The organism is Microbacterium koreense (assembly GCF_042677105.1).
Classification (GTDB): domain Bacteria; phylum Actinomycetota; class Actinomycetes; order Actinomycetales; family Microbacteriaceae; genus Microbacterium; species Microbacterium koreense.
This window is the reverse complement of sequence record NZ_JBHTIM010000001.1, coordinates 1,626,109-1,639,401: the sequence shown is the minus strand read 5'-3', so window position 1 is coordinate 1,639,401 and position 13,293 is coordinate 1,626,109. Positions and strand designations below refer to the sequence as shown.

General features: G+C 66.8%; 13 protein-coding genes. 7 read left to right on the top strand and 6 right to left on the bottom strand.

Going from position 1 to position 13,293, the window contains the following annotated elements:
• Positions 1-8 precede the first annotated feature (8 nt).
• On the bottom strand, positions 9-1,241 hold the full coding sequence (locus ACFQZV_RS07575) for a hypothetical protein (protein ID WP_378750118.1): 1,233 nt from the start codon (positions 1,239-1,241) through the stop codon (positions 9-11).
• Positions 1,229-2,299: a succinyl-diaminopimelate desuccinylase gene (gene dapE / locus ACFQZV_RS07570; RefSeq protein ID WP_378750120.1), complete on the bottom strand. Its 1,071-nt coding sequence runs from the start codon at positions 2,297-2,299 to the stop codon at positions 1,229-1,231. Before dapE ends, ACFQZV_RS07575 begins: the two co-directional genes overlap by 13 nt.
• Before the next feature lie 72 nt (positions 2,300-2,371).
• Here dapE and dapD point away from each other — a divergent pair, with 72 nt between their 5' ends.
• Complete coding sequence (dapD, locus tag ACFQZV_RS07565; RefSeq protein ID WP_378750122.1) at positions 2,372-3,328, top strand: 2,3,4,5-tetrahydropyridine-2,6-dicarboxylate N-succinyltransferase; 957 nt, start codon at positions 2,372-2,374, stop codon at positions 3,326-3,328.
• A gap of 9 nt (positions 3,329-3,337) precedes the next feature.
• Positions 3,338-4,138: a polyphosphate kinase 2 gene (gene ppk2 / locus ACFQZV_RS07560; protein WP_378750124.1), complete on the top strand. Its 801-nt coding sequence runs from the start codon at positions 3,338-3,340 to the stop codon at positions 4,136-4,138.
• Positions 4,139-4,142: 4 nt separating this feature from the next.
• On the opposite strand, the gene ACFQZV_RS07555 is transcribed toward ppk2, so the two are convergent.
• From ACFQZV_RS07555 to ACFQZV_RS07540, 4 genes are all read right to left on the bottom strand, one after another.
• Positions 4,143-5,441, bottom strand: coding sequence for a citrate synthase (locus ACFQZV_RS07555; protein ID WP_378750126.1), 1,299 nt, complete (start codon positions 5,439-5,441; stop codon positions 4,143-4,145).
• Between the two features lie 183 nt (positions 5,442-5,624).
• The gene (dapC, locus tag ACFQZV_RS07550) at positions 5,625-6,737 is read right to left on the bottom strand and encodes a succinyldiaminopimelate transaminase (protein WP_378750128.1); all 1,113 of its coding nucleotides are present in this window, start codon (positions 6,735-6,737) and stop codon (positions 5,625-5,627) included.
• A 2-nt stretch (positions 6,738-6,739) separates the two neighbouring features.
• On the bottom strand, positions 6,740-7,060 hold the full coding sequence (fdxA, locus tag ACFQZV_RS07545) for a ferredoxin (RefSeq protein ID WP_378750130.1): 321 nt from the start codon (positions 7,058-7,060) through the stop codon (positions 6,740-6,742).
• Positions 7,061-7,070: 10 nt separating this feature from the next.
• Complete coding sequence (locus ACFQZV_RS07540; RefSeq protein ID WP_378750132.1) at positions 7,071-7,463, bottom strand: histidinol dehydrogenase; 393 nt, start codon at positions 7,461-7,463, stop codon at positions 7,071-7,073.
• Between the two features lie 170 nt (positions 7,464-7,633).
• Between ACFQZV_RS07540 and ACFQZV_RS07535 the strand changes: the two genes are divergently transcribed.
• Genes ACFQZV_RS07535 through ACFQZV_RS07515 form a run of 5 tightly spaced genes read left to right on the top strand, consistent with a single transcriptional unit; the run spans position 7,634 to position 13,254 of the window.
• The gene (locus tag ACFQZV_RS07535; RefSeq protein WP_378750134.1) at positions 7,634-8,419 is read left to right on the top strand and encodes an ABC transporter ATP-binding protein; all 786 of its coding nucleotides are present in this window, start codon (positions 7,634-7,636) and stop codon (positions 8,417-8,419) included.
• Positions 8,416-9,222: an ABC transporter ATP-binding protein gene (locus ACFQZV_RS07530; protein ID WP_378750136.1), complete on the top strand. Its 807-nt coding sequence runs from the start codon at positions 8,416-8,418 to the stop codon at positions 9,220-9,222. The genes ACFQZV_RS07535 and ACFQZV_RS07530 overlap by 4 nt, the downstream gene beginning before the upstream one ends.
• Positions 9,219-11,111 (top strand): AMP-dependent synthetase/ligase, encoded by a 1,893-nt coding sequence (locus ACFQZV_RS07525; protein WP_378750138.1) that lies wholly within the window; start codon positions 9,219-9,221, stop codon positions 11,109-11,111. Before ACFQZV_RS07530 ends, ACFQZV_RS07525 begins: the two co-directional genes overlap by 4 nt.
• Entirely contained in the window at positions 11,108-12,046 is a 939-nt protein-coding gene (locus tag ACFQZV_RS07520; RefSeq protein WP_378750140.1) for a branched-chain amino acid ABC transporter permease, read from the top strand. Before ACFQZV_RS07525 ends, ACFQZV_RS07520 begins: the two co-directional genes overlap by 4 nt.
• Positions 12,043-13,254, top strand: a complete 1,212-nt coding sequence (locus ACFQZV_RS07515; RefSeq protein WP_378750142.1) for a branched-chain amino acid ABC transporter permease — start codon at positions 12,043-12,045, stop codon at positions 13,252-13,254. The genes ACFQZV_RS07520 and ACFQZV_RS07515 overlap by 4 nt, the downstream gene beginning before the upstream one ends.
• Positions 13,255-13,293: the final 39 nt, after the last annotated feature.

The window sequence follows — 13,293 nt, the reverse complement described above, 5'->3', positions numbered from 1 at the left end:
CCGGCACGTCAGGGAATCTGCCAGTACTCGGATGCGACGGCGTACATGTGGAAGATCCACCACCACTGTCCGAGCAGGCACGCCGCGAGCACACCGCCACGCCACCACGGCGAGCGCGGCTGGGCCATGGCACCCCAGAGCGGAGCGAGGGGAACGAGCAGGCGGAAGATGCTCGACTGGGGAAAGAACACCAGCAGGAGATAGACGAGGTAGCTCGCCGACCAGAAGCGGATGTCGGTTCCGAGGCGCCGCACATGGGGTTCGAACAGCAGCACCGCCGTGGCACCGACGATCAGCAGGGCCAGACCTGCGTACCCCGCCCATTCCGGCATCCCCCACGCCGAGGCCCAGAACGCCGACGCACTGACGAAGCCCTCCCCCGGTACGAATCCGGCTTGCGCATCGGGGATCCAGTTTCGCCGCCAGGCCAGCTCGGTTGCGAGATACGCGTCCGGGTCGCGGGTGACCCACGCGGCCAGGATCTGCCAGGAGAACCCGATCGCCACCGCGAAGAAACCGGTGATGACGATGTGGACGCCCTCACCCACGCGCAGCGGTTCCCGCCGTCGGATGACCCATCGGTGGATGCCGTGCAAGGCCAGGAAGAGTGCGAACGCGAGGATGCCGGGCCGGGTATATCCCATCAAAGGAATCAAGAGATACAGCCACGCGTACCGGCGTCGATCGACGGCCCACAGCGCGAGGAAGAGCCAGAGCAGAAAGAGCGACTCCGCGTACCCGACGTGGAAGAGCGCGGCCAACGGCGCCGAAGCGAAGAAGACCACCGACCACATCGCCGCGATGTCGCCGATACGCGGGCGCAGGAGGGTGAACAGCACCCAACACGAGAAGAAGCCGGCGACGAGCGAGATGATCACCGCGCCGGCACCCCACGACCCCAACGGCGTGCCGATCCACTGGGCCAGGTAGGCATAGATCGGCATGAATGCCCACTGGTTCTCGGTGACCTGACCCGCCTCGTTGGTCGGAAGCTCGGCCGGATACCCGTGGACGGCGACGAACCAGTACCATTGCGCGTCCCACCCCAGCGCGAACGTGCCGATCGTGGCGTCCTCGCCGAATCTCGACTGCGGCCCCGACAGGGTCGCGGCGAGCGCGAGGAGTCCCGTCGTGACCAGCCGCGACACGATGTAGACGATCGCGATCCGCGCGACGACCGGCGTCGCGCGCCACCCGTGCGTCACCGCGCGAGACGCAGGTCCATCGGTCAGCTCAACCACGCCCTGAGCCCGCGCTCGACCTCGATGATCTGCGCGAGCGGGACGCGCTCCTCGTCGTGGTGGGCCAGGTGAGGGTCGCCCGGGCCGTAGTTGACCGCGGGCACACCCATCGAGGAGAACCGCGCCACGTCCGTCCAGCCGTACTTGGGCCGCGGCTCCGCGCCGACGGCGGCGACGAACTCCTGGGCGAGCGGAGCGTCCAATCCCGGTCGCGCGCCGGCTGCGATGTCAACGACCTCGACGTCGAATCCGGCGAATACGTCGCGCACGTGCCGTTCAGCCTCTTCGGCATCCCGGCTGGGAGCGAACCGGTAGTTGACCTCGATCACACACGCGTCGGGGATCACGTTCCCCGCGATGCCGCCCGAGATCCTCACGGCGTTGAGTCCTTCGCGGTAGACCAGACCATCGACCTCGATGTCGCGAGGCCGGTACTCGGCGAGCCGCGCGAGAACGGGCGCCGCCTTGTGGATCGCGTTCTCGCCGATCCAGGCGCGCGCGCTGTGCGCCCGCACCCCGGCTGTACGCACGAGGACGCGCAGGTTGCCGTTGCAGCCGCCTTCGACCTGACCATTCGAGGGTTCGCCGAGGATCGCGAAGTCGGCCGCGAAAAGGTCCGGACGCGCGAGCGCCAGTCGTGTCAGCCCGTTGCGGTCTGCATCGACCTCCTCGTGGTCGTACCACATCCACGTGATGTCCGCCCGGGGGGTTACAAGGTCGTGCGCGAGCTTCAGCTGCACCGCCACCCCGGCCTTCATGTCGACGGTGCCCCGTCCCCACAGGAACGCTTCGCCGTCGATCTCGATGTCGCGCGTGGGGACGTTGCCGTTGATCGGCACCGTGTCGATGTGGCCCGCGATCGCGACGCGCTGGGCGCGCCCGAGCGCGGTGCGCGCGACGATGGTGTCACCGAAACGCTCGACCTCGAGGTGCGGTAGGGACGAGACGGCCTCATGGATCGCGTCGGCGAGCGGGGTCTCGTCATCGGACACGCTCGGGATGTCGCAGATCGTGCGGGTCAGGTCGATCGCGGTGTCGGTGAGGTCGAGCTGCGGCATCCCCCGAGTCTATCGGCGGCACCCCTCGGCCTCGCGGTGCGAGCACGCGAAGATCGTCGCTACCGTGGACACATGACTGATGAGCGGTGGATCTGGGGCTTCGGCCTGGCGACGACGGCAGCCGACGGCACGGTACTCGACACGTGGTACCCCTCACCCGAGGCCGGCCGGATCCCGCCGGGGCTGGACCCCGAGATGCCGCCGGAAGAGATCGGACGGTGGGCAACGCCGGATGCGCGACGCGACGTCACGGTCGACGCCATCGTCATCGAGATCGACCTCGACGCGGCACCGATGTCGACATCCGACGCGTATCTGCGCCTCCACGCCCTCTCGCATCGCCTCGTCGCCCCCAATGACCTCAACCTCGACGGCGTCTTCGCCCACCTCCCCAACGTGGCGTGGACGACCGCCGGGCCGGTGCATCCCGATGCGCTCACGCGTCTGCGGCCGTCGTTCGTGCGGGAGGGCATCCAGGTGCAGAGCCTGGACAAGTTCCCACGCCTTCTCGACTACGTCACCCCAGCCGGGGTGCGGATCGGCGACGGGTCCCGTGTGCGACTGGGTGCCTACCTCTCCCCCGGCACGACGGTCATGCACGAGGGTTTCGTGAACTTCAACGCCGGCACGCTCGGTGCCTCGATGGTCGAGGGGCGGATCTCGCAAGGAGTCGTCGTCGGTGACGGCAGCGACATCGGCGGCGGAGCCTCGATCATGGGCACCCTCTCCGGCGGCGGCACCCACAAGGTCGCGATCGGCGCACGCACGCTTCTGGGCGCGAACGCGGGCATAGGCGTCTCGCTCGGCGACGACTGCATCGTCGAAGCCGGACTGTACGTCACCGCAGGATCGCGTGTCACGCTCGTCGACGAGCCCGCCGGCGCGGACGGGTCGCGGCGTGTGGTGAAGGCAGCCGAGCTGTCCGGCGTGTCCGGCCTCCTCTTCCGCCGCAACTCGGTGAGCGGCGCGATCGAGGTCAGCCTACGCGCGGGCGTGGGTGTCACGCTCAACGAAGCCCTCCACGCGTAGGCTCAGCGCATGGGACATCGCCTCGACAAGAAGCTCTACGAAGCCGAGTTACGCCGTCTACAGGCGCAACTGGTCGACATGCAGGCCTGGGTGCAGGCCACGGGCGCACGGATCGTCGTGCTCTTCGAGGGACGGGATGCGGCAGGTAAAGGCTCGACGATCAAGCGGATCGCCGAATACCTGAACCCGCGCGTCACGCGTATCGCCGCCTTGCCCACGCCCACCGAGCGCGAGAAGACCCAGTGGTACTTTCAGCGGTACATCGCGAACCTCCCCGCTGCGGGTGAGATCGTGCTGATGGACCGCTCGTGGTACAACCGCGCCGGCGTCGAGCACGTCATGGGGTACTGCAGCAACGCCGAGTACCACCGCTTCCTCCATCAGGCGCCGATCTTCGAGCGAATGCTGGTCGAAGACGGGATCATCCTGCTGAAGTACTGGTTCAGCGTCTCGGACGTCGAGCAGGAGAAGCGCTTCCGTTCCCGCAACGAAGACCCCATGCGTCGCTGGAAGCTCAGCCCCAACGACGTCCTCTCGATCACCAAGTGGGAGGACTACTCGCGCGCGAAGGACACGATGCTCGTGCACACCGACATCCCCGAGGCGCCGTGGTTCGAGGTCGACAACGAAGACAAGCGGCGCGGGCGGATCAACATGATCCACCACCTTCTGTCGAAGATCCCCTACACGGATGTCGAGCGTCCCGCGATCGACATCCCCCCGCGTCCGGCGTCAGGCGGCTATGAGCGCCCTCCGCGCAACGACGGCGACGTCGTGCCCGACTATGCCGCCACATTGGAGGACGGCTGACGCGTCAGCGCGCTACCGGGTAATCCCGCTCGGCTGCGCCCACGTAGAGCTGCTGGGGTCGACCGATCTTGCCCTGTGGGTCGTTGATCGCTTCGCGCCACTGCGCGAGCCAGCCGGGCAGACGGCCGATCGCGAAGAGCACGGTGAACATGCGTGTGGGGAATCCCATCGCCTTGTAGATCACGCCGGTGTAGAAGTCGACGTTCGGGTACAGGCGACGCTCCTTGAAGTAGTCGTCGTTGAGCGCGATGTCTTCGAGCTCCTTGGCGAGGTCGAGCAACGGATCGTGGACGCCGAGTTCGCGCAGCACCTCGTCAGCCGACTCCTTCACGAGCTTGGCGCGCGGGTCGTAGTTCTTGTAGACGCGGTGCCCGAAGCCCATGAGCTTGACGCCGTCTTCTTTGTTCTTGACCCGTTCGACGAAGCGCTGGACGCTCTCTCCCGAGTCGCGGATGCGGGCGAGCATGTCGAGCACCGCCTCGTTCGCTCCGCCGTGCAGCGGACCGTAGAGCGCGTTGATACCGGCCGAGATGGAGGAGAACTGATTGGCGCCCGTGGAGCCGACCAGCCGCACCGTCGACGTCGATGCATTCTGCTCGTGGTCCTCGTGCAGGATCAGCAGGCGCTCCAGCGCACGGGACATCACCGGGTTGACGTCGTACACCTCCGAGAGCACGCCGAAGTTGAGCTTGAGGAAGTTGTCGACGAAGCTCAGCGAGTTGTCGGGGTAGAGAAAGGCCTGCCCGATGCTCTTCTTGTGCGCGTAGGCGGCGATGACCGGCATCTTCGCGAGCATGCGGACGGTGTTCAGCTCGACATGCTCGGGGTTGTGCGGGTCGGACTCGTTCTCGTAGTACGTCGACAGCGCCGACACCGCCGACGAGAGAACCGACATGGGGTGCGCGGTCGGCGGGAGCGCCGAGAAGAACCGCTTGAGATCCTCGTGTAGCAGGGTGTGCCGGCGGATGCGGTTGTCGAACTCGGCGAGCTGATCGGCGGTGGGAAGCTCGCCGTAGATGAGCAACCACGCAACCTCGAGGTACGTGCTGTTCGTCGCCAACTGTTCGATCGGGTATCCGCGGTAGCGGAGGATCCCCTCATCGCCGTCGATGTAGGTGATCGCGGACTTCGTCGCCGCGGTGTTGACGAAACCGTAGTCGAGGGCGGTGTGGCCCGTCTGCCGCGTGAGCGTCGACACGTCGACGGCGGGCAATCCGTCGGTCCCCCGCAGCACCGGCAGCTCGGCGGACCGATCTCCGATCGTGAGAGTGGCCTTCTCGTTCTGGGTGCTCGCGTCGCTCACGCCGCCTCCTCGCGATGTCGTTTCGTGCGGGGGTGTCGTCCGGGCTCAAGCGCCTGGTTGCTGCGCCCGAGAGAATCGGTGCGCGGATCGCGGGATGCCGCGAGCCGTGCCCCTACAGCCTACTGGCCGCGGGCCACACCTTCGGACACAGCCAAAGGTTCCGCGCGGTCGGTGGAGGATTCCTCACACGCCCGCGGCGTTCAGCCGCTCCGCCCCGGCAGCGATGCGATCATCCGATGCGGTGAGGGAGAAGCGGATGTGATCGGGGTGGAAGTCGCCGTAGAAGTGTCCAGGCCCGGCGAGGATTCCGAGGTCGGCCAGGCGCCCGATGCTCTCCCACGCGTCCCGACCCTCGGTGGCCCAGAGATAGAGTCCCGCTTCGCTGCGGTCGATGCGGAAACCGGCTGCTTCGACGGCGGGAACGAGAAGCTCGCGTCGGCGCCGGTAGCGCGCCTTCTGGTGCGCGACGTGCGTGTCGTCGGCGAGCGCGGCGGTCATGGCTCGCTGGACGGGCGCAGGAAGCATCAGACCGAGGTGTTTGCGTGCTGTGAGCAACCGCGCGACGATCTCCGGGTCACCCGCGACGAACGCCGCGCGGTACCCGGCGAGGTTCGACTGCTTGCTCAGCGAGTACACGGAGAGGATGCCGGTCGGTGCGCCGCCCGTGACGCGAGGATCCAGCACCGATGGGATCGGCTCGTCGTCCCAGGGTGTCTGCCAGCCGAGCTCGGCGTAGCACTCGTCCGAGGCGAGCACGGCCCCGACCTCACGGGCACGAGCGGCGGCCACACGGAGTTCGTCGACGTCGAGTACCCGCCCATCGGGATTGCCCGGTGAATTGATCCAGACCAGCGCCGTGCCGTCGGGCCACTGGGCCGGGTCGTCTGCCGCGACCGGAGTCGCACCGACCAGGCGCGCCCCCACCTCGTACGTCGGATAGGCCGCGCGCGGGTGCACCACGACATCGCCGGGTCCGAGTCCGAGCAAGAGCGGCAGCAGTGCGACGAGCTCCTTCGAACCGACCGTGGGTAGCACGTGCGACGCATCGAGACCCGGCACACCGCGCCGTCGGGCATACCAATCCACGATCGCCTGGCGAAGGGCCGCGGTGCCCATCGTCTGCGGATAGGCGTGGGCGTCGCCCGCCTCGGCGAGCGCGGCCGTCACGACCGGCGGCGTCGGATCGACGGGCGAGCCGATCGAAAGGTCCACGATGCCGTCCGGGTGCGCCCGCGCCCGTTCCGCGTAGGGTGCCACAGCGTCCCACGGGTACTCCGCGAGGTCGGCGACCCCCACTGTCAGTGTTCCTGCGGGGGCAGGGCGGAGATGACGGGGTGGTCCTTGGGGATCACGCCGATCTTCGCGGCACCACCCGGCGAACCGACGTCATCGAAGAACTCGACGTTCGCCTTGTAGTAGTCCTGCCACTCGTCGGGCAGGTCGTCTTCGTAGTAGATCGCCTCGACGGGACACACCGGTTCGCACGCGCCGCAGTCGACGCACTCGTCCGGGTGGATGTACAGGCTGCGTTCACCCTCGTAGATGCAATCGACCGGGCATTCGTCGATGCACGCGCGGTCTTTGACGTCGACGCACGGAAGAGCGATCACATATGTCACAGGAAACAGTCTACGTTCGGTCAGCCGAGGTCGCTCGCGACACCCGCGATGCAGGCAGGTGCGCGGGCCAGGCGACGACGAGTGCGATCACGGCGGGAAGCGCGATCGTCCAGACGGTTCCGAGGTTCGAGTCCGGAACGATGACCGACCCCCCGGGGCCGCGCCCTGAGAACACCAGCGTCGAGAGCATCATCCCCAGGCCCGCCGACAGCGCGCTCCAGCGATCCGCGGTCAGAAGCCGCACCGAAACGAGCAGCGCCGCGCACCCGACGAGCGCGAGCACCAGACCGACCGGCAGTGGTCCGAGCGTGTACGCGTGGGCGATGGTTCCGGCCAGTCCGTAGAAGGCTCCGACGACGAGCGCGACGACCCATGTCGCCACCCGTGACCACGTCGCACCCATCGTGTCAGCTTATCGGCCGGACGCCCCGCATCCGATCGCACAGAGCCGTGAGACCGCGACTCAGTGGGTGTGAACCCGAGTTTCATCACGAATGCATAACCGACTCGCGCAGAACGGCCTTCTGCACGTTAGGTTCGGGGCAATCACAGAGCTGTGATCGAAGGGAACCCATGACCCTCGCCGTGCACAACATCGAAGTTGTCTACGAAGACGTGATGCTCGTCGTCAAAGGCGCCAGCATCCGCATCCCCCGTGACGGCATCGTTGCGCTCCTGGGCGCGAACGGAGCCGGCAAGACGTCGTTGCTGCGCGCGATGACCGGGTTGCTCAACGTGCATCGCGGAAAGATCTCCCGCGGTCACGTCTCGATCGACGAGCGTCCCGTCGACGTGCGCAGCGCGCCCGACGTCGTGCGCGCCGGCATCAGCCAGGTGATGGAGGGGCGCCGCGTCTTCGTCGAGTTCACCGTGGAAGAGAATCTGCGGGTGGGTGCCTATACGCGTTCTCGCGCGGGCATCGCCGAGAAGCTCGACCGCGTGTACACGATGTTCCCGATCCTCGGCGATCGCAAAGCACAACGTGCGGGGTACCTCTCCGGCGGCGAGCAGCAGATGCTGGCCATCGGGCGCGCACTGATGGCCGAGCCGCACTACATCCTGCTCGACGAGCCGAGCCTGGGCTTGGCCCCGCAGATCGTCGAGCAGATCCGCGACCTCATCGTGGACATCCGCTCATCAGGCACCGGCGTGCTGTTGGTCGAACAGAACGCCGCGATGGCATTGTCGATCGCCGACCACGGCTACGTCATGGAGAACGGGAAGATCGTGATGGACGCACCCGCGCAGGCCCTGCGCGAAGACGACGACATCCGCGAGTTCTACCTGGGGACGGGAGTGGGCGCGGGGAGCTTGCGGGATGTCAAACATTACAAGCGACGCAAGAGGTGGCTTTCATGACCGCGCTGCTCACCGTCGACGACCTCACCTTGCGCTTCGGCGGTTCCACAGCCCTCGACGGAGTCTCGTTCGACGTGCAACCGGGCGAACTGTTCGCCGTCATCGGTCCCAACGGTGCGGGCAAGACCTCGACCTTCAACTGCATCTCGGGCGTGTACCGCCCCCAAGAAGGTTCGATCGCCCTCGACGGTCGATCGCTCCTCGGCCGCGCTCCCGACGAGGTGGCGCGTCTCGGTGTCGCGCGCACGTTCCAGAACGTCGAGTTGTTCGACAACCTGTCGGTGCTCGACAACCTGCTGCTCGGTCGTCATCAGAAGACGTCCTACTCGTGGCCCGAGGCGATGGCCTGGCTCGGACGCTCGCGGCGACAGGAGATCGCTGCGCGCCGCAGCGTGGAAGACCTCATCGAGTTCCTCGATCTCGCGAGTGTGCGGACGATGCCGGTCGGCATCCTGCCCTACGGCATCCGCAAGCGCATCGAACTGGGCCGGGCTCTGGCGATGGAGCCTCGCCTGCTCCTTCTGGACGAACCGGTCGCGGGTATGAATTCGGAAGAGACCGAAGACATGGCGCGCTTCATCCTCGACATCCGCACGGAACTGGGAACGGCGATGATCATGGTCGAGCACGACATGCGGCTCGTCATGGACCTCGCGGACCGCGTGATGGTGATCGACTTCGGCAAGCGCATCGCGCTGGGTACGCCGGAGGTGGTTCAGCGTGATCCCGCCGTCATCGCCGCCTATCTGGGCGGTGCGTCCGACATCGTCACCGACGGTCTCACGGATGAGGTGGCCCGATGAGCAGCCACATCACCGCTCCCGAACCACCGTTCGCACACCTCCCGGGCCTGCTGCGTGAGGCGGCACGCACCCGCCCCGACCGCACCGCGTTGCGCGTCAAGCAATCCGGCATCTGGCAGAACATCTCGTGGCAGGCCTATCTCGATGCGGTGGAGCGTATGGCGTTCGGCCTTGCCGCGCTCGGCGTCGGAGTCGGTGATCGCGTCGCGATCCAATCCGAGAACCGCCCGGAATGGCTCTTCGCCGACGTGGCCTCGGTCACGCTGCGCGCTCTCATCGTGGGGCTCTACCCGACGAACCCCGTCGCCGAAGTGGCTTACCTGCTGCAGGACTCCGGCGCACGCGTCCTGATCGCCGAAGATCAGGAGCAGGTCGACAAGGCCCTCGAGGCCGAACCGGACTGCCCCGATCTCGAGTGGATCGTCTACCTCAACGGGCGTGGCATGGTCGACTACGAGCACCCGAAGCTGCTGTCGATCGACGATCTCATCGATCGCGGTGCGGCTTTGCGCGCGGAACGGCCCGACCTGCTCGACGAGATCGATCGCGACCGCTCTGCGGACGACCTCGTCACCCTCATCTACACCTCCGGGACGACCGGACCGCCGAAGGGCGCGATGCTCACCGCGACGAACGTGTCTTTCGCGTCGGGCGTGTTCACCCTCGACGGGGGCATCCTCGGACGGCAGGTCAGCGCAGACGACGCCCTGTTGTCGTACCTTCCCCTCTCTCACGTCGTGGAACGGGGCATTTCGGTGTGGGCGAACCTCCGCGCGCACACTGTCGTCCACTTCGCCGAATCGATCGAGACCGTCACGACGGATCTCGCCGAGGTGCAACCGACGATCCTGTTCGCCGTGCCCCGCATCTGGGAGAAGATCCAGGCAGGCGTCGCGATCCGGATGGCGAGCGCTTCGCGGCTGAAGCGCGCCGTGTACCGGCTCGCTTCACGGTGGTCCGACCGTATCGCCAAGGACCGCATCGCCAACGGCGGCGACTTCACGCCGCGGGCACGGGCGCTGTACGCCCTTGGATACCTGCCGCTGTACCGGCCCCTCCGAAAGCGCCTGGGTCTGCTCCGGGTGCGTCATGCAGTCTCGGGCGCGGCTCCGATCTCGACCGAGGTGCTGTCGTTCTTCCTCGGGATCGGCGTCCCGCTGTACGAGGCGTACGGCATGACCGAGAACTCCGCGATCGCGACCAGCAACTTCGCCGGCCGGATGCGGCTCGGCACCGTCGGCGAGCCGCAGCCGTTCACCGAGCTGACACTGGCCGAGGGCACGAACGAGGTTCTGACCCGGCATCCGGGCAACTTCGCCGGGTACTGGAACCGGCCCGACGCGACGGCCGACACGATCGACGCGGACGGGTGGCTCCACACCGGAGACGTCGGCGAATGGGTGTCCGATGACCACGTGAGGATCGTCGACCGCATCAAGGACATCATCATCACCGCCGGCGGCAAGAACATCTCACCGAGCGAGATCGAGAACTCCCTCAAGGCCTCGCCCTACATCAAGGAGGCCGTCGTCATCGGAGACAAGCGCGCCTATCTGACCGCATTGGTCGGGATCGAGTACGACACCGTCGCCGATTGGGCGTCCCGCCGTCGTATCGAGTTCACGACCTACCGTGACCTCTCTGAGAAGCCGGAGGTCGTCGATCTCGTCGCCAGCGCCGTGCGTGACGTGAACACCCGTTTCGCGCGCGTCGAGTCGATCCGCAAGTTCCGGATGCTCACGAAAGAACTCGACCACGAAGACGGCGAGCTCACCGCCACACAGAAACTGAAGCGCCAGGCTTTCGCGGCGACGGTCCCCCATCTGATCGACGACATGTACCAAGACTCCGAACGCTACGTCGGTGCCGACCTCGGGAGGAACGGATGAGCACGCTGCTGTCTTCCCTCGCCACAGGGCTCGGCCAGGGCGCCGTGTACGCCCTCATCGCCGTGAGCTTCGTGATCATCTACCGGGCGACCGGAGTGCTGAACTTCGCCCAACCCGCTCTGCTGATCCTCGGGACGTTCGCGACAAGTGTCTTCGCGACGCAGATCGGGCTGCCGTTCTGGCTCGCCGTCGTGCTCGGCGTGCTCATCATCGCGATCCTGTCGGTCGGGATCGAACGCGTGGCCATCCGACCGATGGTCGGCCGACCGGCGTTCTCCGCCGCGATCGTGACGGTCGGCCTGTTCATCGTCCTGCTGGTGGTCGCCTTCCGACTCTTCGACTCGCAGCCGCGCACGGTCGGTGACCCCTGGCAGCTCCAGGTGTTCTGTCTCGGGGGCGAAGCGACCGAATCCTTCGGCGTCGTCGGCTGCACGGGCGGCGTGCAGATCTATCAGAACGCCGTCGGTCGCGTCCTCATCGCACTCGTCGTGATCGGGTTGCTCGGCTGGTGGCTCAGCCGATCCAAGCTGGGGCTGGCGATGCGCGCCACCTCGCTCGACCAAGAGACGGCCCTCGCGCAGGGCATCTCGGTGGGACGCATGTTCTCCATCTCGTGGGCCATCGGCGGCGGGCTGGCGGCGTTGGCCGGGGCGCTCCTGGCCGCCAACGGATCGGTCGTCCAGGCCACCGACGCCCTCTTCGCGCTCGTCGCCCTCCCCGCGATCATCATCGGCGGGCTGGACTCGTTGAGAGGGGCGGTCGTCGGGGGCCTGATCGTCGGGTTGTCCATGGCCCTCACGAAGACCTACCAGACGACCTTCGCCCCCTGGTTGGGTACGAACTTCGAGAACGTCGTCCCGTACCTCTTGATGCTCATCGTCCTGCTCGTGCGACCGTACGGGATCTTCGGCACCCGGGAGGTGCAGCGCGTATGACCACCACCCGCACGCTCTCCGATGCGTCCCACCGCCTCACGGGAGGATCGCGCACCCTCGACTTCCACGACTCCCGCGGACTGGTCTCTCGGGCGATCTCGCGCGGACGACCCGGGCTTTACACGAGCTATGCGTCCGACAGCGCTCTGCTGAACACCCCCGCGAAACGCTGGTGGACGCTGGTGTTGCTCGTCATCGCGGTCGCCGCTCCGTTCCTCATCGCGGCAGACCTGACCTATCTACTCACCCTCGCGGTCATCTATGCGCTCGGCGGCATCGGTTTGAACCTGCTCACCGGGTACGCCGGGCAGGTCTCGCTCGGACATGCATTCTTCCTCGGTCTGGGCGCCTACACCGCCGCGGTGCTCGGCGGCGCTCCGGGCAACGTCACATGGGGTCTGCAGTGGGATCTCGCCCTGGTGCTTCCGGCTGCGGCGATCGTCCCCGGCGTCATCGGACTCATCGTCGCGCCGCTCGCCACGCGCGTGCGTGGTCTCTATCTCGCCGTGCTGACCCTCGGTCTCCTGATCGTCGGCGAGCAGCTGTTCAAGATCATGACGCCGATCACCGGGGGCCAAGGCGTAGGACGCGGTGTCGCCGAACGCACGCTCTTCGGCGTCGACCTGGACGCGACCTACGCGATCGGGCCGCTCGTCATCCGCCCCGAGACGTCGTTCTTCTACCTGTCGCTGGTGCTCCTCGTGGTCCTCGGCATCGCGGCGCGCAATCTCATGCGCGGGCGATACGGGCGGGCCTTCGCCGCAGTGCGGGACCGCGACATCGCCGCCGAGGTCATGGGTGTCAACCTCCTGCGGACGAAGACGCTGGCATTCGCGCTGTCGTCGGCCTACGCCGGCGTCGCCGGGGCGCTCTTCTCGATGCTCATCGGGCGCATCGCCCCGGAGCAATGGAATCTGTTCCTCTCGATCGACTTCCTCGCCGTCATCGTGATCGGCGGGATCGCGACGATCTCGGGAACGATCATCGGCGCCTGCTTCGTGGTGCTCATCCCCCGCGTTCTCGAAGAACTCACGCACATCATCCCGTGGATCACCGTCTCCAGCGGTGGCCTGGTGAACGTCTTCCAGTTGCAGACGATCATCTTCGGTGTCCTCATCATCCTCTTCATCACCCTCGAACCCCGCGGGCTGTACGGGCTCTGGGTGCGCGTACGCAACTACTTCAAAGCGTGGCCGTTCTCGTATTGAGTCGGCACGGGCAAGAACAACCGAATATCGCAAACCCGA

What these genes read in the sequence shown, in the direction of transcription:
- dapE (WP_378750120.1), bottom strand. Translation starts at nt 2,299, where the DNA reads ATGCCGCAGCTCGACCTCACCGACACCGCGATCGACCTGACCCGCACG.
- dapD (WP_378750122.1), top strand. Translation starts at nt 2,372, where the DNA reads ATGACTGATGAGCGGTGGATCTGGGGCTTCGGCCTGGCGACGACGGCA.
- ppk2 (WP_378750124.1), top strand. Translation starts at nt 3,338, where the DNA reads ATGGGACATCGCCTCGACAAGAAGCTCTACGAAGCCGAGTTACGCCGT.
- ACFQZV_RS07540 (WP_378750132.1), bottom strand. Translation starts at nt 7,463, where the DNA reads ATGGGTGCGACGTGGTCACGGGTGGCGACATGGGTCGTCGCGCTCGTC.
- ACFQZV_RS07535 (WP_378750134.1), top strand. Translation starts at nt 7,634, where the DNA reads ATGACCCTCGCCGTGCACAACATCGAAGTTGTCTACGAAGACGTGATG.
- ACFQZV_RS07530 (WP_378750136.1), top strand. Translation starts at nt 8,416, where the DNA reads ATGACCGCGCTGCTCACCGTCGACGACCTCACCTTGCGCTTCGGCGGT.
- ACFQZV_RS07525 (WP_378750138.1), top strand. Translation starts at nt 9,219, where the DNA reads ATGAGCAGCCACATCACCGCTCCCGAACCACCGTTCGCACACCTCCCG.
- ACFQZV_RS07520 (WP_378750140.1), top strand. Translation starts at nt 11,108, where the DNA reads ATGAGCACGCTGCTGTCTTCCCTCGCCACAGGGCTCGGCCAGGGCGCC.
- ACFQZV_RS07515 (WP_378750142.1), top strand. Translation starts at nt 12,043, where the DNA reads ATGACCACCACCCGCACGCTCTCCGATGCGTCCCACCGCCTCACGGGA.